At 72.1% G+C, this 21,584-nt stretch carries 23 protein-coding genes; 14 read left to right on the forward strand and 9 right to left on the reverse strand.

The genetic code is table 11. From position 1 onward, the window contains the following. The first annotated feature begins 145 nt into the window (after positions 1-145). Positions 146-613, forward strand: coding sequence for a DUF5709 domain-containing protein (locus tag ACFULQ_RS03145; protein ID WP_383537367.1), 468 nt, complete (start codon positions 146-148; stop codon positions 611-613). A 7-nt stretch (positions 614-620) separates the two neighbouring features. Here the strand turns inward: ACFULQ_RS03145 and sthA are convergent, their stop codons facing one another. Next, on the reverse strand, positions 621-2,024 hold the full coding sequence (gene sthA / locus ACFULQ_RS03150) for a Si-specific NAD(P)(+) transhydrogenase (protein WP_383537368.1): 1,404 nt from the start codon (positions 2,022-2,024) through the stop codon (positions 621-623). 662 nt (positions 2,025-2,686) lie between these two features. Here sthA and ACFULQ_RS03155 point away from each other — a divergent pair. Continuing rightward, positions 2,687-3,808, forward strand: a complete 1,122-nt coding sequence (locus tag ACFULQ_RS03155) for a sulfite oxidase (protein WP_383537371.1) — start codon at positions 2,687-2,689, stop codon at positions 3,806-3,808. A gap of 121 nt (positions 3,809-3,929) precedes the next feature. Here the strand turns inward: ACFULQ_RS03155 and ACFULQ_RS03160 are convergent, their stop codons facing one another. Then, positions 3,930-4,136 (reverse strand): hypothetical protein, encoded by a 207-nt coding sequence (locus tag ACFULQ_RS03160; protein ID WP_383537373.1) that lies wholly within the window; start codon positions 4,134-4,136, stop codon positions 3,930-3,932. 201 nt (positions 4,137-4,337) lie between these two features. On the opposite strand from ACFULQ_RS03160, the gene ACFULQ_RS03165 reads away from it, so the two are divergent. After that, entirely contained in the window at positions 4,338-6,611 is a 2,274-nt protein-coding gene (locus ACFULQ_RS03165) for an MMPL family transporter (protein ID WP_383537375.1), read from the forward strand. Here ACFULQ_RS03165 and ACFULQ_RS03170 read toward each other — a convergent pair. Further along, positions 6,568-7,698, reverse strand: coding sequence for a PP2C family protein-serine/threonine phosphatase (locus ACFULQ_RS03170; RefSeq protein WP_383537378.1), 1,131 nt, complete (start codon positions 7,696-7,698; stop codon positions 6,568-6,570). The genes ACFULQ_RS03165 and ACFULQ_RS03170 overlap by 44 nt on opposite strands. A 308-nt stretch (positions 7,699-8,006) precedes the next feature. On the opposite strand from ACFULQ_RS03170, the gene ACFULQ_RS03175 reads away from it, so the two are divergent. Both ACFULQ_RS03175 and ACFULQ_RS03180 read left to right on the forward strand, forming a co-directional pair. Beyond that, positions 8,007-8,903 carry a GNAT family N-acetyltransferase gene (locus tag ACFULQ_RS03175; RefSeq protein ID WP_383537380.1) on the forward strand — a complete coding sequence of 299 codons (897 nt, stop codon included), beginning with the start codon at positions 8,007-8,009 and terminating at the stop codon, positions 8,901-8,903. Between the two features lie 100 nt (positions 8,904-9,003). Then, positions 9,004-9,345, forward strand: coding sequence for a hypothetical protein (locus tag ACFULQ_RS03180; protein WP_383537382.1), 342 nt, complete (start codon positions 9,004-9,006; stop codon positions 9,343-9,345). A gap of 111 nt (positions 9,346-9,456) precedes the next feature. On the opposite strand, the gene ACFULQ_RS03185 is transcribed toward ACFULQ_RS03180, so the two are convergent. Beyond that, the gene (locus tag ACFULQ_RS03185; RefSeq protein WP_383537384.1) at positions 9,457-10,335 is read right to left on the reverse strand and encodes a Gfo/Idh/MocA family protein; all 879 of its coding nucleotides are present in this window, start codon (positions 10,333-10,335) and stop codon (positions 9,457-9,459) included. A gap of 224 nt (positions 10,336-10,559) precedes the next feature. Between ACFULQ_RS03185 and ACFULQ_RS03190 the strand changes: the two genes are divergently transcribed. The 3 genes from ACFULQ_RS03190 (at position 10,560) to ACFULQ_RS03200 (ending at position 13,258) form a co-directional block, all read left to right on the forward strand. Further along, positions 10,560-11,417 (forward strand): aldo/keto reductase, encoded by an 858-nt coding sequence (locus tag ACFULQ_RS03190; RefSeq protein ID WP_383537387.1) that lies wholly within the window; start codon positions 10,560-10,562, stop codon positions 11,415-11,417. Between the two features lie 159 nt (positions 11,418-11,576). Next, positions 11,577-12,395, forward strand: a complete 819-nt coding sequence (locus ACFULQ_RS03195) for an SAM-dependent methyltransferase (RefSeq protein ID WP_383537390.1) — start codon at positions 11,577-11,579, stop codon at positions 12,393-12,395. Positions 12,396-12,526: 131 nt separating this feature from the next. Next, a complete protein-coding gene (locus tag ACFULQ_RS03200) occupies positions 12,527-13,258 on the forward strand; it encodes a class I SAM-dependent methyltransferase (protein ID WP_383537392.1) in 732 nt (243 codons plus the stop codon). Between the two features lie 9 nt (positions 13,259-13,267). Here ACFULQ_RS03200 and ACFULQ_RS03205 read toward each other — a convergent pair whose 3' ends face one another. Both ACFULQ_RS03205 and ACFULQ_RS03210 read right to left on the reverse strand, forming a co-directional pair. Beyond that, positions 13,268-14,185: a helix-turn-helix domain-containing protein gene (locus tag ACFULQ_RS03205; protein ID WP_383537394.1), complete on the reverse strand. Its 918-nt coding sequence runs from the start codon at positions 14,183-14,185 to the stop codon at positions 13,268-13,270. A 131-nt stretch (positions 14,186-14,316) separates the two neighbouring features. Continuing rightward, positions 14,317-14,547, reverse strand: a complete 231-nt coding sequence (locus ACFULQ_RS03210) for a DUF397 domain-containing protein (RefSeq protein WP_123765701.1) — start codon at positions 14,545-14,547, stop codon at positions 14,317-14,319. Between the two features lie 210 nt (positions 14,548-14,757). On the opposite strand from ACFULQ_RS03210, the gene ACFULQ_RS03215 reads away from it, so the two are divergent. The 3 genes from ACFULQ_RS03215 (at position 14,758) to ACFULQ_RS03225 (ending at position 17,730) form a co-directional block, all read left to right on the forward strand. Continuing rightward, the gene (locus ACFULQ_RS03215; protein ID WP_383537396.1) at positions 14,758-15,306 is read left to right on the forward strand and encodes an ATP-binding protein; all 549 of its coding nucleotides are present in this window, start codon (positions 14,758-14,760) and stop codon (positions 15,304-15,306) included. A 28-nt stretch (positions 15,307-15,334) separates the two neighbouring features. Continuing rightward, positions 15,335-15,874 carry a hypothetical protein gene (locus tag ACFULQ_RS03220; protein ID WP_383537399.1) on the forward strand — a complete coding sequence of 180 codons (540 nt, stop codon included), beginning with the start codon at positions 15,335-15,337 and terminating at the stop codon, positions 15,872-15,874. Between the two features lie 89 nt (positions 15,875-15,963). Further along, the gene (locus tag ACFULQ_RS03225; protein ID WP_383537401.1) at positions 15,964-17,730 is read left to right on the forward strand and encodes an ABC transporter ATP-binding protein; all 1,767 of its coding nucleotides are present in this window, start codon (positions 15,964-15,966) and stop codon (positions 17,728-17,730) included. 19 nt (positions 17,731-17,749) lie between these two features. Here ACFULQ_RS03225 and ACFULQ_RS03230 read toward each other — a convergent pair whose 3' ends face one another. Continuing rightward, positions 17,750-18,106: a hypothetical protein gene (locus ACFULQ_RS03230; RefSeq protein ID WP_383537404.1), complete on the reverse strand. Its 357-nt coding sequence runs from the start codon at positions 18,104-18,106 to the stop codon at positions 17,750-17,752. A 174-nt stretch (positions 18,107-18,280) separates the two neighbouring features. On the opposite strand from ACFULQ_RS03230, the gene ACFULQ_RS03235 reads away from it, so the two are divergent. Next, on the forward strand, positions 18,281-18,523 hold the full coding sequence (locus ACFULQ_RS03235; protein WP_383537405.1) for a DUF5133 domain-containing protein: 243 nt from the start codon (positions 18,281-18,283) through the stop codon (positions 18,521-18,523). Positions 18,524-18,577: 54 nt separating this feature from the next. Here ACFULQ_RS03235 and ACFULQ_RS03240 read toward each other — a convergent pair whose 3' ends face one another. Continuing rightward, positions 18,578-19,552 (reverse strand): GlxA family transcriptional regulator, encoded by a 975-nt coding sequence (locus ACFULQ_RS03240; RefSeq protein ID WP_383537407.1) that lies wholly within the window; start codon positions 19,550-19,552, stop codon positions 18,578-18,580. Positions 19,553-19,733: 181 nt separating this feature from the next. Between ACFULQ_RS03240 and ACFULQ_RS03245 the strand changes: the two genes are divergently transcribed. Beyond that, a complete protein-coding gene (locus ACFULQ_RS03245) occupies positions 19,734-20,189 on the forward strand; it encodes a hypothetical protein (RefSeq protein ID WP_383537410.1) in 456 nt (151 codons plus the stop codon). Positions 20,190-20,304: 115 nt separating this feature from the next. After that, complete coding sequence (locus tag ACFULQ_RS03250) at positions 20,305-20,523, forward strand: hypothetical protein (protein WP_383537412.1); 219 nt, start codon at positions 20,305-20,307, stop codon at positions 20,521-20,523. Positions 20,524-20,600: 77 nt separating this feature from the next. On the opposite strand, the gene tgmB is transcribed toward ACFULQ_RS03250, so the two are convergent. After that, positions 20,601-21,575, reverse strand: coding sequence for an ATP-grasp ribosomal peptide maturase (gene tgmB, locus ACFULQ_RS03255; protein WP_383537414.1), 975 nt, complete (start codon positions 21,573-21,575; stop codon positions 20,601-20,603). Positions 21,576-21,584 lie beyond the last annotated feature (9 nt).

Raw genomic sequence — 21,584 nt, forward strand, 5'->3', positions numbered from 1 at the left:
GCCCTATTCCTTGACCCTTCAAGATTAACTGGGGGGTAACCTTCCGAAACGCGGAAAGCCGTGCTCCGCACCCCTTTCGGGGTTGGAGGGCGCATTCGGGGAAACGCGGATCAGGACCGTGGATCAACCCCGAAGGAGGCGGCCCATGTCGGACGACGCGATGGGCGACGACGTCTACCAGCCCACCGGCACCAACGAGGAGCAGGAGGACGCCGCCCCGCTCGACCTCCAGGACGCCCTCGACGAGCGGACGTACGACGACATGCTCGACGAGGGCTACTCGCCACCGGAGAAGCCCCTCGGCGTCACCCGGCACGGCACCACCGCGGCCGAACAGCACGACGGCGAGACCCTCGACGAGCGCCTCGCCCAGGAGGTGCCGGAGCCCGAGGAGCCCGTGGGCGATGAGGTGGGCGACGTGCCCGGCGGCGAGGGCGAGCCGGTCGATCCCGAGGTCGGCACCGAGCGCGCCGGCCGCCTCGTCGCCCCCGACGAGGGCGCCCACTCGGACACCACCAAGGAGGAGGTCGCCACCGACGTCGGGATCGACGCGGGCGCGGCCGGCGCGGAGGAGGCCGCCGTGCACGTGGTCGAGGACCCCGAGGGGCCCTGAGCGCGGGTCAGTCCCCGATCCGGTCGATCTGGCGGAGCTTGTTCGTGGCGTCCAGGGCGGCCACCTTGTACGACTCCGCGAGCGTCGGGTAGTTGAACACCGCGTCGACCAGGTAGTCGACGGTGCCGCCGCAGCCCATGACGGACTGGCCGATGTGGATCAGTTCGGTGGCGCCCGAGCCGAAGCAGTGCACGCCGAGCAGGGTGCGGTCCTCGGCGGAGACCAGCAGTTTCAGCATGCCGTGCGAGTCGCCGATGATCTGGCCGCGGGCCAGTTCCCGGTAGCGGGAGATGCCGACCTCGAACGGCACGCGGTCCTCGGTGAGCTGATCCTCCGTCCGGCCCACGAAGCTGATCTCCGGGATCGTGTAGATGCCGATCGGCTGGAGGTTGTGCATCTGCCCGACCGGCTCACCGAAGGCGTGGTAGGCGGCCGCACGACCCTGCTCCATCGAGGTGGCCGCCAGCGCCGGGAAGCCGATGACATCGCCGACGGCGTAGATGTGCGGCACCTCGGTGCGGTAGTGCTCGTCGACGGTGATCCGCCCGCGGGGGTCCGCCGACAGGCCCGCCTTGTCGAGGTCGAGGCCGTCGGTGAGCCCCTGCCGGCCGGCCGAGTACATCACCGCGTCGGCCGGGATTTTCTTACCGCTTTCCAGAATGGTCAGCGTGCCGCGGGGGTGCCGCTCCACCGCGGCGACGGTCTCGCCGAAACGGAACGTCACCGCCAGGTCCCGCAGGTGGTACTTGAGCGACTCGATCACCTCGACGTCGCACATGTCGAGCATCCCGGCGCGCTTCTCGACCACCGTGATCTTGCTGCCTAGCGCGGCGAACATCGACGCGTACTCCATGCCGATCACCCCGGCACCCACGATGACCATGGACCGCGGGACCCGTTCCAGGTTCAGGACGTTGTCCGAGTCCATGATGGTGCGGCCGTCGAACTCGACGCTGTCGGGGCGGGCGGGGCGGGTGCCGGTGGCGATCACGATGTGCTCGGCGCTGAGCAGCCGTTCGTGGCCGGTGACCTCGCGCAGGGCGATGGTGTGGTCGTCGACGAAGCGGCCGGTGCCGGCGTGGAGGGCGATGTGGTTGCGGGAGAGCTGGCTGCGGATCACGTCGACCTCGCGACCGACCACGTGCTGGGTGCGGGCGGTCAGGTCGGCGACGGTGATGTCCTCCTTGAGCCGGTAGCTCTGGCCGTACAGGTCGCGCTGGGTGAGGCCGGTCAGGTACAGCACCGCCTCGCGCAGGGTCTTGGAGGGGATGGTGCCGGTGTGGATGGAGACCCCGCCGACCATGTCGGGGCGGTCGACGACGGCGACCCGGCGGCCCAGCTTGGCCGCGGCGATGGCAGCCTTCTGGCCACCCGGACCGGATCCGATGACGAGCATGTCGAAGTCGGGCACCCTCGGAAGTCTGGCAGCCGAGAGGTCCCTTCCGAAAGAGTGAGCGGTCAACGGACCACGCGGGAACGTGCGGGGGTGACGGGGGCGTTGTCGTGGGGCGGCCGGGTTCCGTGGACGGCGACGGCTGGGGGAGGGTCCGTGGCCCTGTGACCGGCGGATGGGGAGGGTCCGCGCGTCTGGGACCGCTAGCCGGGAAGGCTCGGCGGATTCGACAGCTGCGGGGGAGATTCGTGGGCCGCGAGGCCGGGGGGCGTCCCACGGACCGCGACGGCTGCGAGGGAGGTTCGTGGCCCCCGACTTGCTGGGGGAGGGTCCGTGGCCCTGTGACCGGCGGGTGGGCAAGCTCCGGCCGTCTGTGACCGGTTGCGGGGGAGGCTCTGCGGGTGAGTTCGTAGGTCGCGAGGCCGCGGGGCGTTCCGTGAACCGTGACGGCTGCGAGGGAGTTCGTGGAGCCGCGAGGCGGGGGGCCGCTGCGTGGACGGCGACGGGTGCGAGGGAGGTTCGTGGAGCCGCGAGGCGGGGGGCCGCTCCGTGGACGGCGACGGCTGCGAGGGAGGTTCGTGGAGCCGTGAGGCCGGAGCGCGTTTCGTGGACCGTGTCGGCCGCCGCAGGGATGTCGCGCGGGCCGCGACAACGCCGGTGGGGCGCGGGACAATACCGCCATGGGTCACCGACTCGCCGACGCGAGCACCCCGGCCCGGCTCGCGGCCCCCGACGAGGGCATCGGCCGGGACGAACTGGCGCTCGCCACCCGCAACCACGGCCTGCCCCTCGAAGCCATGCGCCACGACCTCACCCCGCCGGGCCTGCACTACGTCCTCACGCACTACGACATCCCCTACGTCCCCGAGGACACCCCCTGGCGGCTCGCCATCGGCGGCACGGTCCGCCGCCCGCTCACCCTGACCCCGGCCGACCTGCGAACGTTTCCCCAGGTCACCACCCGGGTCACGCTGGAGTGCGCGGGCAACGGCCGGGCCTTGCTCACCCCCCGGCCGGTCAGCCAGCCCTGGCTGGTCGAGGCCGTCGGCACCGCCGAGTGGACCGGCGTCCCGCTGAGGCTGCTGCTGGCCGAGACCGGGGTGGAGGCCGGCGCCGTCGACGTGGTGTGCACCGGCGCCGACCACGGAGTGGAGCGCGGTGTCGAACAGGACTACCAGCGGTCCCTGCCGATCGACGTGGCCACCGGCACCGAGCCCGAGGTGCTGGTCGCCCACACGATGAACGGCGCCCCGCTGCCCCCGCAGCACGGCTACCCGCTCCGGCTGGTCGTCCCGGGCTGGTACGGCATGGCCCATGTGAAGTGGCTGCGCGAGATCACCGTCACCGACACCCCCTTCACCGGCTTCCAGCAAACCGTGGCCTACCGGCTCCGGCAGGACCCCGCGGACGAGGGCGAGCCGGTCACCCGGATCGCGCCGCGCGCCCTGCTCGTCCCGCCCGGTTTCCCGGACTTCATGTCCCGGACACGGGTGGTCCGGCCGGGACCGGTGACCCTGGAGGGCCGTGCCTGGTCGGGGCGGGCCCCGGTGACCAGGGCCGAGGTCAGCACGGACGGGGGACACTCCTGGCAGGAGGCGGAGCTCGAACCGGAGACCGGCCACCCCTGGGCCTGGCGGCGCTGGCGCTTCGACTGGCGTGCGGAACCGGGGGAGTTCGTGCTCAGCGCACGGGCCACCGACGCCCAGGGCCACACCCAGCCGCTGCAACAGCCCTGGAACCGGGGCGGTTTCGCCAACAACCTCGTCCAGCGGGTCCAAGTGCTGTGCGTGGAGGGGGAGTAGGGCGGGGAGCCGGCGCCCAGGGCGCGTCGCTGACCGGCCCACGGCGCCCTGCACGTCGTAGAGCAGGATGCCCAACTCCCGGACGACAGCAGGGCATCCGCGGCCACGGCCACCGCCCCGGCTACGGCAGAAGCTTGTCCAGTGCCGCCGGACCCTCCGCCTCCAGCTTGCGCCGGGCCCATTCCAGGCTGTGCGGGGTGATGTCCTTGCCCGAGGCGAGGACGAGGTCCTCCGGCGACACCTCGGTGCCGGTACGGGCGTGGAGCAGGGCGTCCGGGGTGGCGCGGTCCTCGTAGGACCCGGACGCGTCGGGCTGTGACGTCGGCATGATCTCGGCTCCTCGGATCCGGAAGGCTGTGCGGCCCCGGTGATGTCAACGGGTCCGATATCACCATTCAACGCGCGGGCCGACCCTGCATCCGGAGCCGTCCGGGCAGGGGCCTCCCCGGGATGCCCCGGTGGTGCGACAGGCGTGTAATGGGGGTGTTGAGCGGTATCGAGCTCTCGGGGACGGCAGGAAGAGGACGTCATGTCCACCACCAGCCGAAACAGCACCGGGAAGCAGGCCCAGGCACCGAAAGGCGTCCTGCGCAGACTCGGGGAGTGGTGCGCCCGGCACTTCGTGATCGTCCTGGTGGCCTGGCTCGTGGCCCTGGTCGCCGTGCAGGTTCTGGACCGGTCCTTCGGCGGGGACTACGAGGACAACTTCTCGCTGCCCGGCGTCCAGTCCCAGGAGGGCCTCGACGTCCTGAAGAAACACGACCCGGCGGCCGGCGGCTACAGCAGCCAGATCGTCATGCACGACAGCGACAAGGCGCTCAGCTCGCTCAGCTCGCAGATGTCCACGACCGTCGCCGACCTGCAGAAGCTGCCGCACGTCCTCGCGGCCCAGAACCCGCTCTCCGTGCCCGCCTCCAAGGTCGGACCGGTGTCCTCGGACGGCAAGACCGCCTACATCACGGTCCGCTTCGACGTCCAGCCCTCGACGCTCGGCGACAGCTACCTGAACGGGGTCGACGACGCCGTACAGCCCCTGCGGTCGGCCGGGGCCGACGTCGAGTACGGCGGACCGCTCGGCGAACTCGCCCGGCCCGCCGCCGACGACCGGGTGAGCGAGCTGATCGGCTTCGCCGTGGCGATCATCGTCCTGCTCGTCGGCTTCGGCAGTGTGATCGCCGCCGGCATCCCTCTGGTGACCGCCCTGATCAGCGTGATCGGCGGACTCGCCTGCCTCGGTCTGCTCGCCGCGGCGTTCACCTTCGCGACCGTCTCGCCCACCCTGGCCACGATGATCGGACTGGGCGTCGGCATCGACTACGCGCTCTTCCAGATCACCCGCCACCGGCAGAGCCTCATGGACGGCAAGGATCCGGTGCACGCGGCGGGCCGGGCCACCGCCACCAGCGGACGGGCCGTCCTGGTCTCCGGCTGCACGGTGATCATCGCCCTGGCCGGGCTGTCCGCGTCCGGGGTGGGGTTCATCGGGAAACTCGGGGTCGCCGCCGCGGTGACCGTCGTCTCCGCGGTCCTGGGCGCCCTGACGCTGGTCCCGGCCCTGCTGGGCCTGATCGGCACCCGCATCGACCGCTACCGGGTACGCCGCCCGGTCGCGGAGACCGACGCGGCCGAGGGCGAGACGCCGCACGGGACCTGGCACCGCTACGCCCAACGGGTCGAGCGGCGGCCGTGGCACTACCTGGCCGCGGGCGTGACGACGGTCGTGATCCTCGCCATCCCGGTCTTCTCCATCCAGCTGGGCCACATCGGCGACGGCGCCGACCCGACCTCCTTCACCGACCGGCGGGCCTACGACCTGATGACCGACGCCTTCGGGCCCGGCTCCAACGGCCCGCTCACCGTCGTCATCGACCAGACCTCGGTACCGTCCTCGAAGCGCTCCGACCTGTCCACGCAGGCGCAGAAGACCCTGAACGCCGTGCCCGGCGCCGCCACGGTCACCCAGCTGAACCCCACCCAGGACGGGGACGTCCTCATCGCCACCGTCTACTCGAAGCAGTCCCCGCAGAGCGCCACCACCACCGACCTCACCAACCGCCTGGTCGACACCACCCTGCCCGCCGCGGTCTCCGGCACCGACGCCAAGGGGTACGTCACCGGCACCACGGCCGCCCAGGTCGACTTCCGGGACATCGTCTCCAGCCGGCTGCCGCTGATCATCGGCGTGGTCGTCGCCCTCGCCTTCCTGATCATCCTCGCGGTGTTCCGCGGGCTGCTCGTCGCCGTGAAGGCGGCCGTCCTCAACGTCCTGTCCATCGCCGCCTCCTACGGCGTGGTCGTCGCCGTCTTCCAGTGGGGCTGGGGCGGCCCCGCGCTCGGCGTCTCCGGGAAGGTGCCCATCGAGAGCTATGTCCCGATGATGATGTTCGCGATCATCTTCGGACTGAGCATGGACTACGAGATCTTCCTGCTCTCCCGGGTCCACGAGGCCTGGCTGCGCACCGGGGACGCCAAGGCGTCGGTCGCCCACGCGCTGGAGATCACCGCGCGGGTCATCACCTGCGCGGCACTGATCATGGTGAGCGTCTTCGCCGCGTTCATCGTCAGCGACAACATCGTGGTCAAGATGCTCGGACTGGGCCTTGCGGTGAGCGTGCTGATCGACGCGACCGTCGTACGGCTGCTGATGGTCCCGGCCGTCATGACCCTGCTGGGCCGGCACGCCTGGTGGACACCCCGCTGGCTCGACCGGATCCTCCCGCACATCGACGCCGAGGGGGAGCACGAGACGGACAGTGCGGTCAGCGCGGATCCGCAGCGCCGGGCGCGAGAACGAGCATCGTGACGTCGTCGTCGAGCTCCGGGGCGTAGTGCACGAGGTCGGTCCACACCCGCTCGGCGAGCAGCGGCAGCGGCACGGGACCGGTGGGGCCGTCGGCCGAGAACTCGACCAGCCGTTCGAGCAGCGGGTAGAAGGCGCCGGTGTGGTTCCGCGCCTCCCAGACGCCGTCGGAGGCCAGGAAGAGGCGGTCGCCGGGCCGCAGCGGGACCGTGAGCCCGGCCGGGTACGCCCCGTCGGACAGGCCCAGACCCAGCGGGGTGCCCACCGGGGCGTCGAGCTCGACCGCCCGCCCGTCGCGCAGCAGCACGGGGCCGGGCTGCCCGCACGCCACGATCCGCACCGCCTCCGCGCTCCCGCCGAACTCCATCACCACCGCGGTGGCGAACAGCTCCGAGTGCCGTACGGCCGCGGAGTCCACCATCAGCCTGCGGTCGAGCCGCGCCGCCACCGACTCGGGGTCCGGCCGGTCGAGCACCGCCTCCCGGAAGGCCCCGAGCAGCGAGGCGACGGTCGCGACGGCGGACAGCCCGTGCCCCTGCACATCGCCCATCACCGCCCGTACCCCGCAGGGCCCCTCCCGGACGTCGAAGAAGTCGCCGCCGACCAGCGTCCCCTGCTGCGCGGCCACGTACAGACCCGCGCACCGCACGCCTCCCACCCGCTCCGGCAGCGGCGGCACCACGGCACGCTGCGCGGCCTCGGCGACCGCGCGCTCGGTCACCAGCTGGGCGTCACGCCGGCTGCGGACGTACGACACGAGCACACTGAGGGCGGCGACGAAGCCCACGGTCAGGGCGTCCTCGGCGCCCGGGTCGTTGAGCCGGAACGCCGGGATGTTCAGCACGGCGAGGACGAGCGCGCCGAGCACCGCGGTCGCCGCCGGGCCGTACGACAGCACGGCCAGCGGCGGGATCGCGCCCAGCAGGAACCCGATGTCCAGCGGATCCGGGCTCACCAGGGTCGCCACGCACACCCCGGCCAGCAGCGCGGCGGGCAGCACCCGCACCCAGCCGGGCGGCGGCGCGCCGCCCCGCAGCCAGGTCCGCCCGTCCCGGTCGCGGCGCGACGGCCGACCGCGTACTCCGCTCACACCACTACGCTGCTACGACGCGCCGGGCACCGCACCCCGAACGGGGCTCGGGGCCCCGCTGGACCGGGTCCTGGACGCAGGAGACGAAGTCGGCCACGTCTCCTCGGGAGGATCGGAGTTGGCGGAGAAAGCCGGTGGACGCCGCCCCGGAGATCGCGTAGCGTCAGCCGCCACGCCCCGAGACCAGCGGAAGGAGGCGAGTGCCATGCAGTTCACGACCGTCCAGCGCTCCCTCTCCGTCGTCCCGGCGTGCCTCGTCTGACCGGGAGTGCCTCACCACGCAGTACGCATCCCGGAGGAATCCACCCATGACCGATCTGGTCATCCGCGCGCTCGACGAGCGCGACGCCCACCTGTTCGACGCCCTGTCCGACCCGCTCGGCGCCCGCGCGTCCCACCGGCTCACCCGGCACCGCCCCGACTGGAAGCGCGTCGCCCTGCGCGACGGCCGGGTCGTGGCGCGCGGCGCCTGGTGGGGCGGCCCCGACGACACCGCGCCCCTCAACATCAACTGGTTCGACGTGGCCGAGGGCGAGGAGGAGGCCGGCGCCGAACTCCTGCGCACCGCGCCCTGGCAGGTCGAACTGGAGATGAACCTGCCCGCCGGCTGGCGCGAGGACCCGGCCCTGCGCGCCGCCGCCGAGACCCGCTTCGCCGCCGCGCGAAAGGCCGGACAGGAGCTCCTGGTCGAGCGCTTCCTGTACCGGTGGACACCGGAGTGCGGACTGCCCGAGCGGCCCGGACGCCTGGAGTTCCGCCCCGAACCGGACGACGCCGTCTTCCTCGACCTGCTGCGTCGCATCCACTCCGCCACCCTCGACGCACACGCCCTCAAGGCCATCGAGGAGGACGGAGTGGACCGGGCCGCCCAGGAGGAGCTCGACTTCTTCCACTGGTGCCCCTCGCCCCGGGAGTGGTGGCAGATCGCGTACACCCCGGAGGGCGACACGGCCGGCATCCACATCCCGGTCCACAACCCGTCGGGCCCCTGCGTCGGCTTCATCGGGGTCGTACCGGAACAGCGGGGCCGCGGCTACGCCTACGACCTCCTCGCCGAGTGCACCCACTACCTGGTCGAGCGAGGCGCCGAGTCCGTCTCCGCCGCGACGGACCAGGGGAACTTCCCGATGGCCGCCAACTTCACCAAGGCGGGCTATCCCGTCGTACGGGAGCGCCTGAACTTCCAGCCCGCACAGGGACGTTGACCTGAGCCACCGCCCGGCACCGGCAGACGTCCCGCGACGTTGTCGGTGCCGGGTGCCATGCTGCTAGCAGGGTTGATCGTCGGTGGGACAGGGGGCGGCCGTGGGGTTCGACGGCGGGGTGTGGCGGGTGCGCAGCGGTGACGAGCGGGTCGGGGAGATCCTGATCGACGACGTCGACTTCCCCTGGCTCTCGGGCCGGTTCACCCCCGGCCCCGCGTTCGAGACCGTGCGGGAGCTGTTCGCCCGCGAACTCGCCCTGATGGAACCGGACGACGAAGACCGGTGGGAGGAGTGGGAGGAGACCTACGACGAGATAGCGCGCCGCGTCTCCCTGCTCGCACCGGACGGCCCGGTCCCCGAGTTCCTGCTGCACATCGAGGGCGACCGGGCGTGGTTCCGGTGGAGCGACGAGCCGTTCGACGAGGCCGGGACGGGAGGGTGATCCGACACCTGGGCGCTGGTCGGGCCGACGAGGAAGACGCGCCGGGGCTCGCTGATCCGTGCAACCGCCGGCGCGGTCGCGGAACCGGGCACCGCTCGCCGCGTCCGAGTCCTAGCGCTCCAGCAGAGCCTCCGCCTCCGTCAGGATCTCCGTGACGCGCAGGGCGAACGCGGCGTCGCAGGGGTGGGGGCGGCCGGTGCGGGCCGCGGTGAGCAGGGCGTCGGCGGCGCGGATCATGGCGGGTCCGACGCCCTCGGAGGACTCCGGGGCGCGGACCACCCCGCTCGCACCGCGCAGCTCCACGCCCGCTCCCGCGGCCCCGGGCGGAGCCGTGAGGCTCAGCGTCAGGGTGCTCGACGCGCCGCCGGTGTGCCGCAGCACCAAGTGGACGGTGTCCCCGGGACCGTGCGCGGCCGCGGCTACGGCACTTACCTCGCCCAGGACCGGCAGCAGCACCGACAGGGCGTGCGGACCCACGTCCCACAGCGCGCCCTTCTCCCGCCGCCACGGCGAGTCCGCGAACGGGCTCTCGCTGGTGAACACCGATCCCAGCCACTCGGCCCGGCCCGTGAACCAGCCTTCCACACCCGCCTGTTCACCGATCCACGCCTCGATCTCGGCCAGGAACCGGGAGGTGAAGAACACCACCGAGGCGACCCCGGTCTCCCGGACGGCGTCCACCACCGCCCGGCCCTGCTCGACCGTCGTGGCCAGAGGCTTGTCCAGCAGCAGATGGCGCCCCGCCCGCGCGGCCCGCGCGGCGAGATCCGCCTGCACGTCCGGCGGCAGGGCCACGGCGACGGCGTCCACGTCGGCGAGGAGCGCGTCCACGTCGTCGTACGCGCGCGTGCCGTGCTCGTCGGCCAGGTCCTTGGCGGCGTCCGGGCGGCGGCCCCACACCCCGGCGAAGTCCAGTTCCGGGTGCGCGCTGAGCGCGGGGGCGTGGGCCATCCGGGCCCAGGGACCGGTTCCGAGCAGTCCGATACGCATGCCGCCGCCTCTCTCGCCACTGCCGAATCTCGCCTCGACCGGTCCCGGCGGAACCGGGTGGTCGAGGTGAGGGTGTCACACGCGGACTGCCGTCGCGCAACCACCGCGATTCAGTTCTCCGGTCGCTGAATGCGTTCTCATTCTTCTATTGGACCTTCGGCTCGGGAGGCGGCCACTCTGGAACGAGCTCGGTTCCGCCCGACAGCCGAAAGAGGTCCCGGACCATGCACACCCGCCGCATCGGTGAGGTCGACGTCAGCGCGATCGGCCTGGGCGCGATGCCCATGTCCATCGAGGGACGGCCGGACGAGGAACGCTCCATCGCCACCGTCCACGCCGCGCTCGACGCGGGCGTGACCCTCATCGACACCGCCGACGCCTACCACCGCGACGCCGACGAGGTCGGACACAACGAAACCCTGATAGCCAAGGCGCTCGCCTCCCACGAGCGGGGCGGTGACGTCCTCGTCGCCACCAAGGGCGGCCACCTGCGCCCCGGCGACGGCAGCTGGACCCTCGACGGCAGCCCCCGCCACCTCAAGGAGGCCTGCGAGGCGTCCCTGAAGCGGCTCGGGGTGGAGGCGATCGGGCTGTACCAGTTCCACCGCCCCGACCCCCGGGTCCCCTACGAGGAGTCCGTCGGCGCCGTGCGCGACCTCCTCGACGAGGGCAAGATCCTCATGGCGGGCGTCTCCAACGCGAACCCGGACCAGATCCGGCTGGCGGGCGAGGTCCTCGGCGGCCGACTGGTCTCCGTGCAGAACCAGTTCTCGCCGGCCTTCCGCTCCAGCGAGCCGGAGCTGCGCCTGTGCGACGAACTCGGCATCGCCTTCCTGCCCTGGAGCCCGCTCGGCGGTATCTCGCGTGCGGGTGAACTGGGCTCGGCGCACGCCCCGTTCGCGCGGATCGCCGAGAAGCACGGGGTGAGCCCGCAGCGCGTCTGCCTGGCCTGGATGCTGGCCAAGTCGCCGGTCGTCGTGCCGATCCCGGGTTCGAGCCGTCCCGAGACCATCCGCGACTCACTCGCCGCCACCGACCTCGTGCTCGACGCGGACGAACTCGCGGAGCTGGACGCCGCCTGAATCCCACCCTCCGGGCCCCTCGCCGGTGCCGTCCGTCGGTCCGCCACTTCGCTCGTCGGTGGCCTTTGACCGGGGGCGGACTGGCACCGGCGATCGAGGTGTCTCTAGGATGGACTCCCTGCCCTGCCAGGCCAGTTGGCGGCAATAGCTGGGGGAAAGATGAGCACCGGTAAGAAGCTGTCCACCTCGATCGACGCCTCCGTACCCACGGCCGCGCGCATGTACGACCATTATCTGGGCGGCAAGGACAACTACGCGGCCGACCGCGCCGCCTGCGAGGAACTCGACAAGGTCGTCCCCAGCACCCGCAGGCTCGCCGTGAACAACCGGCGTTTCCTCCAGCGGGTGGTGCGGACCCTGTCGGCCGAGTACGGCATCCGGCAGTTCCTGGACCACGGCTCCGGCCTGCCCACCCAGGACAACGTCCACCAGGTCGCCCAGCGCATCGACCCCACCACGCACGTGGTCTACGTCGACAACGACCCGATGGTCCTGGTGCACGGCCGGGCGCTGCTGGAGCAGGACGAGCGCACCGCCGTCATCCACGCGGACATGCGGGAGACCGACGCGATCTTCGCGCACGAGGACACCCAGCGGCTGATCGACTTCTCGCAGCCGGTGGCCGTGCTGTTCAACTCGGTCATGCACTGCATCCCCGACAGCGACACCGACGGCCCCGCCGCCCTGGCGCGCCGGGTGCGTGAGCGGCTGGCGCCGGGCAGCTTCATGGTGATGTGCCAGCTGGTCAGCGAGGACCCCGAAGTCCGCGCTTTCGTCACCGACTTCATGGACAAGGCGACCCAGGGACACTGGGGCCGGGTGCGTGAGGAGAAGGACGTCGCCGAGTGGTTCGACGGCCTGGAGATCCTGGAGCCGGGCCTCGTGGAGGTCTCCACCTGGCGCCCCGACACCGAGGTGACCCCCCGCCAGCTCACCCACGAGTGGATCGAGTTCGGCGGAGTCGGCCGACTGGTCTGATCCGTGCACCGACCGCCCTTGGCCCGGCCGCGAAGGCCCGGCGCCAGGGGCGCACGTGTGTCGGCGACAGGGCGATCGGAGTCCTCGGGCGCCGGGATCCGGGAGACAGGACACACCGGGAAGGGACGGGCATGGACCGCACCATCCGCACCACCGAGGACGTACTCCACCTCCTCGACACCCTGTTCCCTCCCCGGGCCGACCGCTGGACGGCGAACGCCGGTTCCTGGTGGGACGGTTTCTACGCCGACCGGTCCAAGCCGGTGCCCTTCTTCGCGGCCGCGCCGGACGAGAACCTGGTGTCGTACCTCGACCGCGGCCTCGTCGCCCCCGGTCGTGCCCTCGATCTGGGCTGCGGTCCCGGCCGCAACGCGGTGTATCTCGCCTCGCTCGGCTTCGAGGTGGACGCCGTGGACCTCTCACCCGCGGCGATCGCCTGGGCCCGCGAGCGTGCGGGGGAGACGCCCGGCGAAGTCCGCTTCCTGTGCGGCGACGCCTTCCACCTGGCGGACACCGAACTGCGCGCCGGCTACGACCTGATCTACGACTCCGGGTGCTTCCACCACCTGCCACCGCACCGGCGCATCAGCTACCTCGCGCTCCTTCAGCGGCACCTGGCACCCGGCGGCCGCTTCGGTCTCGTCTGCTTCGCCGACGGGGCCGTGGGATCGGAGCTGTCCGACGAGGAGTTGTACCGGCAGGGCCGGCTCGACGGCGGCCTCGCCTACAGCGCGGACTCCCTGCGCCGGATCTTCCGCGACCTCACCGAGCTCGAACTGCGGCGCATGCACGACGAGCCGCCCGGGTCCGCCCGTTTCGGCGAACCCTTCCTCTGGGCGGCCCTGTTCGGGCGCGAGAGCTGAGGCGGGGCGTCAGCCGCCGTAACGCTGCTTCATCGTCTCGCGCAGCCGCTCCAGCGACTCCCTGGGTTCGAGCGCGTCGTCCGCCAGGCGGTCCAGGGCGAGGCGGTACTCCTCCGTCTCGTCCCGGTCCTCCAGGAAGTTGGCGCTCTTGATGTGCTCCAGGTAGACGACGTCCGGCAGGTCGAGGCCGCCGAAGCGCAGATAGGTGATCGGGATGGCCGGTGCGGAGGCGTTCGTCACGTCCAGCGGGATGATCTGCAAGGTCACGTTGGGCCGCTGGGCCATCGTGACGAGGTGCGCGAGCTGGTCCCGCATGACCTCCCGGCTGCCCAGCACCCGCAGCAGCACGGACTCGTCGATCACCGCCCACAGCTGAGGGGCCTCCGGGCGCAGCAGCAACTCCGCGCGCCGGGTGCGCAGTTCGACGCGCCGGTTCACCTCGCTCGCGGGCGCGGTCGGCAGGCCCCGCTCCACCACCGCACGGGTGTAGTCGGGAGTCTGGAGCAGTCCGGGGACGTACTGGATCTCGAAGGTACGAATGGCCGCGGCCGCCTCCTGGAGTCCCACCAGGCGGTCGAACCACTCCGGCATCAGGCGCTTGTCGTACCGCTGCCACCAGCCCGGCTCACCGGCCCGCTGGAGCAGCTTGAGGAGCACCGCGGACTCGTAGTCCTCGGTGCCGTACAGCTCGAGCAGGGCGCGGACGTCGCTCTCCGACGGGGGCCTGCGGCCCTTGCCCGACTCGATCCGGGACAGCTTGGCGGGGCTGAACCCGAGGGCGCGCGCCGCCTGGTCCTGGGCGAGCCCGGCATCCTCCCGGAAACCCGCCAACTGGACGCCGACCAGCATCTTCAGCAGCGTGGGAGCCGGTTCGGACCGGTCCAGGTACGGTTCCAGGCGGGAGATGCGGTGGGACGCGGCAGACATCCTGACTCCCAGTAAACCGGCACAGAGACGACTCACACTATCGCACGCAGCGTGGCCGTATCGCATCATTCCGTAGAAGCCGGTCGCCGCACGGGAGTTGAGGCCGGTGCCACCGCACCCCCGCCCGCAGCTCACAGCAGGTGGTCGAACTCACCGTCCTTCGCGCCGGCGACGAACGCCGCGACCTCGGCCGGTGTGTAGACCAGCGCGGGACCGTCGGGATAGCGGGAGTTGCGCACCGCGACACCACCGTCGACCAGTGAGGCCACTTCGACGCAGTTGCCCTCGGCGTTGCTGTGTCGGCTCTTGACCCAGCGGGCGTCGAGCGAGCTCGCCCGCACTCCGTTCTGCACTGGTGGCACTGCTGTCTCCTTGCTGTTCACGTTCGGTGCCGGGCGCACGCGCCCGGCCGCCCGGACCGGAGGGGGCGCACATCCACAACCTCCGTGGCCCCACCCGCCCTTCGCGCAATTTCTCGTGCAATTGCACGCGGGCGCCTTCAGCGTGGATAATAGCTCCAGCGTCAACCCCCGCGGTTGCGCCCCGCCTTGACGTCGCATCAGGGAGATGCCGTGTCATCACCTGCGAAACATGTGCTCCGGCCGCCGAGCCAGGCTGTGCCGGAGGCGGGTGACGCGGGCACGGCCGGTGAGTCCCCGCGGCGCCCGGATCCCGTCGGCGCGAGACGCCCGCCCTCGCGCGGGCCCCTGGTCTCCGCCGCGTTGCTCATCGCCTGCAGCGGCGAGGGGTTCGCCCGGGCCCGTGCCTTCACCCGCGAGACCCTCGGCAGCTGGTCCATGGGCCACCGCAGCGACGACGCCGCCCTCGTGATCACCGAACTCGCGGCCAACGCCGTGGCCCACGCGGTGCTCCGGCCCGCGGCGGACGGCGCGGCCGAGGTGTGGCTGGGGTTGTCCCTGGACCCCACCCACCTGTTGGTCACCGTCTCCGACCCCGGGGACGAACCACCCGCGTACACGCCCACCGACGACCGCGCCCTGCGCGAGCACGGCCGTGGGCTGTACATCGTCGACGCCCTGGCGGAGGAGTGGGGCTGGACCTCGCGGCCTCCGGCCGGCAAGACCGTCTGGGCCAAGCTGTCGACCGCCCCTCCTCCCTGACATGACCGCCGCCGAAAGGTCTCACGCCATGCGCACCGCTCCGGACCAGCCGAGCCACGAGCGCACCAGCAGCCCCGCCACCGCCGGGGTGGCGCGCACCACGCCCCTCACGGCGCTGAGCCGGGTCCCCTGGGGCGAGATCCAGGACTCCACCGGCAATGCGGCTGCCATCCCGCTCCTCCTGAACAGCGTCGCCTGGGGCGATCCCGACACCGCCAGCGCCGCGCTCGGCGATCTGCGCCGGCGGATCTGCCAGTTCGGCTTCGTCGTCGAGCAGGCCACCGCCGCCACGGTCCCCTTCCTGTGGGAGCTCGCCCAACTGCCCCAGGTGACCTGCCGGGCCGAGATCATCCACCTGCTCAGGAGCATCGCCGGGGCCCGTCAGTGGGAGAGCACGGCGGCCGTCTACCCCAAGCTGCTCAACCACCGCGAGAACCCGGTGGTCTGGGAGCGCCAGGCCCGCCAGGCCGTGCGCGCCAAGAGCGGCGCCCTCAGCACTCTGCTGGCCGACGACGACACCGAGATCGCCCACGCCACCACGGAACTCGCCCGCACTCTGGACGAGTAGGAGGCCGCTCGGCCGGCTGGTGTATCCCTGGTCGACGAGGGGGAGAAAGCGCTTGCCCCCACATCTGCCACCGGGGAGGACCGCCGACGATGGCATCGTCGCTGGAGAGACCGCTCGACCACCGCTATCGGGGCGAACACCCGATACGCACACTCGCCTACCTGTTCCGCGCCGACCGCCGCCGACTGGCCGCGGCCGTCGTGGTCTTCACCGTCAAGCACAGCCCGATCTGGCTGCTGCCCCTGATCACCGCGTCCATCATCGACACCGTCGTCCAGCACCAGCCGGTCTCCCGGCTCTGGACCAGCGTCGGCGTCATCCTGTTCATCCTGCTGATCAACTACCCCCTGCACGTCCTCTACGTCCGCCTCCTGTACGGCAGCGTCCGCCGCATGGGAACCGCCCTGCGCTCCGCCCTGTGCACCCGCATGCAGCAGCTGTCCATCGGCTACCACTCACGCGTCAGCGCCGGAGTGCTCCAGGCCAAGGTGGTGCGGGACGTGGAGACCGTCGAGCAGATGGTCCAGCAGACCGCGGAGACCGGCCTCGGCGCGATCACCGTGCTGATCGGCGGACTGGTCATCATCGCCGTACGGACACCGGAGTTCCTGCCCGTCTTCCTCGTCGTCGTGCCCGCCGCCGCCCTCGTGGTCGCCCGTCTGCGGGCCCGGCTGCGCACCCACAACGAGCACTTCCGGCACGAGGTCGAGACCCTCTCCTCACGGGTCACCGAGATGACCCGCCTCATCCCGGTCACCCGCGCCCACGGCCTGGAGAACAAGGCGCTGCGCCGCATGGACGGCACCCTGCGCCGCCTGCTCACCTCAGGCAACCGCCTCGACCTGGTCAACGGCCGCTTCGGCTCGCTGGCCTGGGTCGTCCTCAACGTGGTCGGCGTGCTCGTCCTGGCCACGGCGGCCCTGGTGTCGTACTACGGCGTCTGGGGCGTCACCGCAGGCGACGTCGTCATGCTCAGCGCCTTCCTGACCACCCTCACCAACTCCACGACCACGCTGGCCGGGCTCGCCCCGGTCATCACCAAGGGCCTGGAATCCGTCCGTTCCGTCGGCGAGCTGCTCCAGGCGCCCGAGCGGGAGGACAACGAGGGCAAGGCCCGGGTCGAATCGGTGCGCGGGGCCGTCGAGTTCCAGGGCGTGGAGCACGCGTACGACCACGGACGGCCCGCCGTACGGGACTTCACCCTCTCCGTCACCCCCGGCGAGACCATCGCCCTGGTCGGCGCGTCCGGCGCGGGCAAGTCCACCGTCCTCAACCTCGTCATCGGCTTCATCCGGCCCACCGCGGGCCGGCTGCTGCTCGACGGCACCGACATGAGCACCCTCGACCTGCGCACCTACCGGCGTTTCCTGTCCGTCGTACCGCAGGAGTCCATCCTCTTCGACGGCACCGTCCGGGAGAACGTGGCCTACGGCATGGACGACGCCGACGAGGAGACCGTGCGGGCCGCCCTGCGCGACGCCAACGCGCTGGAGTTCGTCGAGCGGCTGCCGCGGGGCCTGGACACCCTGGTCGGCGAGCGCGGCGCCCGGCTGTCCGGCGGGCAGCGCCAGCGCCTGGCCATCGCCCGGGCCCTGATCCGCGACCCGCGGGTCCTGGTGCTCGACGAGGCGACCTCGGCCCTGGACACCCGCTCCGAGGCGCTGGTCCAGCAGGCACTCGCCCGCCTGCTGCACGGCCGTACCACCTTCGTCGTCGCCCACCGGCTGTCGACCGTACGCGGCGCCGACCGGATCGTCGTCATGGGGGAGGGGCGGATCCTGGAGACCGGCACGCACGAGGAACTTCTGCGCCGCGGCGGCGCCTACACCGCGCTGCACGCCGGACAGCTCGCCTGAACCACCCGCCCGCCGGGTGTCACGCGGCGCTGCTGCGGGGCACCCGGCGCGGGCAGGTCGAGTCGTGGTCGGTGCCGCAGCTCGTCCACCAGCGTTCGCAGCACGCGGTGTCGAGCTCGGCGCGGACGATGTCGTCGGCGGCCCCCGCGCCCGGCCCGCCCTGAGCGGCCGCGCGCCTTCGCATCTCGGCCAATGCCCGCCGCTGGTCGCAGATCACGCACTCCCGCACGACGGCGATCACCGGCACCAGGCTCGCCGCCGCGAACAGACACGCGGCCCACGGCGGCCCGTCGCGCAGGGTGACGGCCGCTGTCCAGACGAGTCCCGTGGTCGTGGCGAGGTAGAGGGCACTGAGGAGTCCTGCGGAGCGGTTCATGGGCGTATACCGTTCATGGTGCGAGGGATGCCCCTTGTTCAACGGTTTGCGACCCCTCGGGGAAGCGGGTGCGGTCGCGCGGTATTGCGCCAATTGCGTGCCGGGCGGCGGCGGATGGGATTGGGCCAGGACAGACGGGGCATACGCAGCGAAAAATCGAGAGAGGGGCACTACGTGCTCGTGCCGGACCCGAAGGCCGTCAGAACGCTGCTGACCCGCTACGCGTCGCTGAGGATCGCGCAGGCGGAGCGGGAGAGGCCGGCGACGGCCCGTGAGCTGGCCGACGTCAGCTACACACTGTGCGTGATGATGGGCACCACCGACGTCGGTGAGGCGGTTGCCAGGGCGGACGCCCTGCTGCCCGCCGTGGGAGGTGCGGACCCCGAAGGGGAGAGCGGCCTGCCGCTGGCCGTCTGAGAGGACAGGGGCCCGAGCAGGACGCGGGCCGACGACGCCGGACCCGGCGGGCGGTCAGGACAGCGCCGCCGCCGGGACCGCGTCCTTCGCGTGGAAGGCCGCGCGGTAGGCCTGCGGCGTGGTCCCCACCACCCGGCGGAACCGCTCGCGGAACGCCGTGGGGGAGCCGAACCCCGCCTGCCGCGCGATCCGTTCGACCGGGTGCGAGGTGTTCTCCAGCAGGTACTGGGCGCGCCGCACCCGGGCCCGCAGCAGCCACTGCAGGGGCGTACTGCCCGTCTGCTCGCGGAAGCGGCGGCTGAAGGTGCGCTCGCTCATTCCCGACCGGGCCGCCATCGCGCCCAGGGTGATCTCGTGGGCCAGGTTGTCCTCGACCCACTCCAGCAGCGGCTCCAGCGTCGAACCCCGGGGCACCGGCGGATGGTCGTACACGATGAACTGCGCCTGTCCGCCCTCCCGTTCCAGCGGCATCACCGACATCCGGGCGGCGTGCGCGGCGACGGCCGAGCCCAGGTCCCGGCGGATCATGTGCAGACACATGTCGAGGGCCGCGGCCGCGCCGGCCGAGGTGAGGATCTGCCCGTTGTCGACGTACAGCACGTCGGGCTGCACGTCGACGGCGGGGTGGCGCTGCGCGAGTTCGTCGGCGGCCACCCAGTGGGTGGTGGCCCGCAGTCCGTCCAGGAGTCCGGCCTCGGCCAGCACGAACGCGCCCACGCACACGGACGCGATCCGGGTCCCGGCCGCCGCCGCGTCCCGCAGTGCGGCCAGGACGCGCGGGGAGGGCGGTCCGGCCACGGGGGAGCGGCCCGGCACGATGATCGTGTCCGCCTCGGTGAGGGCGTCGAGCCCGTGCTCGACCCGCAGGGCGAAACCCCCGTCCGCGCGGACCTCCGGCGACTCGGCGCACAGCCGGACCCGGTAGCCGGGGCGGCCGTCGGGCAGCCGCGTCCAGTCGAACACCTGCATGGGCGCGGCCATGTCGAAGGGGACCACGTCGTCGAGAGCCAGGATCGCCACGGAATGCATGGCCGCCACGATAGGCGGATTCCCGCCAAGGCCGTACACCGGGCTGTGCGGGCTGAACATCCTGTCAGCGGTGTTGGCGGGAATCCGTTGGAAGCTGTCGTTTCTGCCGCTGGGTGATCGTCCCGCGGGTTCCTAGGGTGGGCGGGCACCGCCGATCGCACCGGAGAAGGACACCCCGCACATGACCAAGTTCCTGCTGACCCTGCACGTGCTCGCCGCCATCGTCGCCGTCGGACCGGTGACCGTCGCGTCCAGCATGTTCCCGCCCGCGGCCCGCCGGGCCCACGAGGAGGAGACCGGGGTCGGCACGGTCCGTCTGCTGCACCGCATCTGCCGCGCCTACGCCGGTGTCGGCATCGCCGTCCCGGTCCTGGGCGTCGCCACCGGGGCCGCGATGGGCGTCCTCGGCGACGCGTGGCTGACCGCGTCCATGGCCCTGACCGCGGCGGCCGCCGGTGTGCTCGCGGCCTTCGTCCTGCCACGGCAGAGCGAACTCCTCGAGGAACTCACCGGACAGGGGAGCGTCGAACGCCGCGCCACCGTCCAACTCGCCATGTTCACCGGGGTCTTCAACCTGCTGTGGGCGACCGTGACCGTTCTGATGATCGTGCGGCCGGGGTCCACCACCGGGGCATGAGGGCCCTCGGACCGTCAAGCCCGACGGCGGAATTCGCACGTCGGTGCGTGGGGGCGCCTAGACTCGACAGTCGTGCCCACGCGCGTGGGCCGCGAAACGAAAGGCGCGTTGACGGGTGTTCCAGGATTCCCCCATCTACGACCGACTCGTCGCCGAGCGCGGCGACGTCCCCGCTCTGACCCGCAGGGAGGCCGAGCGCGTACGCAGGGAACTGGAGTACGTCATGCGGCCGTACCAGTCCCTCATGGCCCCGCCCGCCGCCCCCGAGCGTCCCGCCTCGCCCGGCCAGGGCTGGGTGCCCGCCCTCCCGCCGGCCGCACCCCGGCCCTACTGAAGCGGCCCTGCCGACCCAGCCGTACTGACCCGGTCCCGCCGACCTGGGCCTGCCGACCCAGCCGTACTGACCCGGCCTCAGTTGACCACCGAACCGGCCCCGTTGGCGGAGGCGCGCTCCTCGGGACCCGGCCGGGACAGCCATGCGGCGATGCTGCGCGCGATGGGCTGACCGGTCTCCACCTCCACGAAGCCGAACTGCCCCGACTGGTTGCACTCCAGGAACCACCAGGTCCCGTCCCCGTCCTCGGCGAAGTCGAAGGCGCCGTACGCCAGTTCGGCCGCCTTCAGATAGTCCCGGACGGCCGCCGCCACCCGGGGCGGGACGTCCACGGGCTCCCAGGAAGAGGTGGGCGAGGCGAACCGGACGTCCACCTCGTCGTCCGGCCCGGTGGCCTTCCGGGCGGCCAGCATCGTCTCCCCCACGACGGTCAGGCGGATGTCGGCCCGCTTGGCCACCCGCCGCTGGAGCAGGGTGGGACCGTACGCGACGGCCGCGAAGTCGGTGTCCGGATCGACCCGGCTGGTCGGCACCGCCCGCGGCGGATCCTGCGGATGCGCGCCGGAGACCGGCTTGACCACCAGATCGGGATAGCGCTCGGCGAACTCCCGGGCGGCCTGCGGGAACGTCGTCACGATCGTGGCCGGCACGGGCAGGGCGCAGCGCTGGGCGAGCCGTAGCTGCCAGGGCTTGTACCGGGCCCGGCGGGCCGCGTCGGGATGGTTCATCCAGCGGGCGTCACTGCCCCTGAGCATCCCGTACAGCGCCTGGTCGGACTCCTCGGTCAGCCAGTCCGAGGGCGCGGCGGCCCGCGCCGCGGGGGTGCCCGGGCGGCGGACCCAGATCGAGCGCAGCCCGGAGATGCCCACCAGGCGTCCGCCGGCCGACAGATGGCCGCGGAAGCGGCCGTGCACGTACTCGCCGGACAGCGCTACCCCGTCGGTGAGATCGGCCGGATCGAGCCGGACCACCGGAACCCCCGTGGCGTTGAGGTGCACCACGACCATGTCGGCCGTCACATCCTCTTCGCAGGTCAGAATCAACACGGTCATCAGTCGTCG

The organism is Streptomyces sp. NPDC057253, assembly GCF_042669125.1.
Taxonomy (GTDB): Bacteria; Actinomycetota; Actinomycetes; order Streptomycetales; family Streptomycetaceae; genus Streptomyces.

Excerpts from the sequence above, each read along its gene's own strand:
- ACFULQ_RS03145 (WP_383537367.1), top strand. The coding sequence starts at position 146 with ATGTCGGACGACGCGATGGGCGACGACGTCTACCAGCCCACCGGCACC.
- ACFULQ_RS03155 (WP_383537371.1), top strand. The coding sequence starts at position 2,687 with ATGGGTCACCGACTCGCCGACGCGAGCACCCCGGCCCGGCTCGCGGCC.
- ACFULQ_RS03160 (WP_383537373.1), bottom strand. The coding sequence starts at position 4,136 with ATGCCGACGTCACAGCCCGACGCGTCCGGGTCCTACGAGGACCGCGCC.
- ACFULQ_RS03165 (WP_383537375.1), top strand. The coding sequence starts at position 4,338 with ATGTCCACCACCAGCCGAAACAGCACCGGGAAGCAGGCCCAGGCACCG.
- ACFULQ_RS03175 (WP_383537380.1), top strand. The coding sequence starts at position 8,007 with ATGACCGATCTGGTCATCCGCGCGCTCGACGAGCGCGACGCCCACCTG.
- ACFULQ_RS03185 (WP_383537384.1), bottom strand. The coding sequence starts at position 10,335 with ATGCGTATCGGACTGCTCGGAACCGGTCCCTGGGCCCGGATGGCCCAC.
- ACFULQ_RS03190 (WP_383537387.1), top strand. The coding sequence starts at position 10,560 with ATGCACACCCGCCGCATCGGTGAGGTCGACGTCAGCGCGATCGGCCTG.
- ACFULQ_RS03195 (WP_383537390.1), top strand. The coding sequence starts at position 11,577 with ATGAGCACCGGTAAGAAGCTGTCCACCTCGATCGACGCCTCCGTACCC.
- ACFULQ_RS03200 (WP_383537392.1), top strand. The coding sequence starts at position 12,527 with ATGGACCGCACCATCCGCACCACCGAGGACGTACTCCACCTCCTCGAC.
- ACFULQ_RS03205 (WP_383537394.1), bottom strand. The coding sequence starts at position 14,185 with ATGTCTGCCGCGTCCCACCGCATCTCCCGCCTGGAACCGTACCTGGAC.
- ACFULQ_RS03220 (WP_383537399.1), top strand. The coding sequence starts at position 15,335 with ATGCGCACCGCTCCGGACCAGCCGAGCCACGAGCGCACCAGCAGCCCC.
- ACFULQ_RS03225 (WP_383537401.1), top strand. The coding sequence starts at position 15,964 with ATGGCATCGTCGCTGGAGAGACCGCTCGACCACCGCTATCGGGGCGAA.
- ACFULQ_RS03230 (WP_383537404.1), bottom strand. The coding sequence starts at position 18,106 with ATGAACCGCTCCGCAGGACTCCTCAGTGCCCTCTACCTCGCCACGACC.
- ACFULQ_RS03240 (WP_383537407.1), bottom strand. The coding sequence starts at position 19,552 with ATGCATTCCGTGGCGATCCTGGCTCTCGACGACGTGGTCCCCTTCGAC.
- ACFULQ_RS03245 (WP_383537410.1), top strand. The coding sequence starts at position 19,734 with ATGACCAAGTTCCTGCTGACCCTGCACGTGCTCGCCGCCATCGTCGCC.
- tgmB (WP_383537414.1), bottom strand. The coding sequence starts at position 21,575 with ATGACCGTGTTGATTCTGACCTGCGAAGAGGATGTGACGGCCGACATG.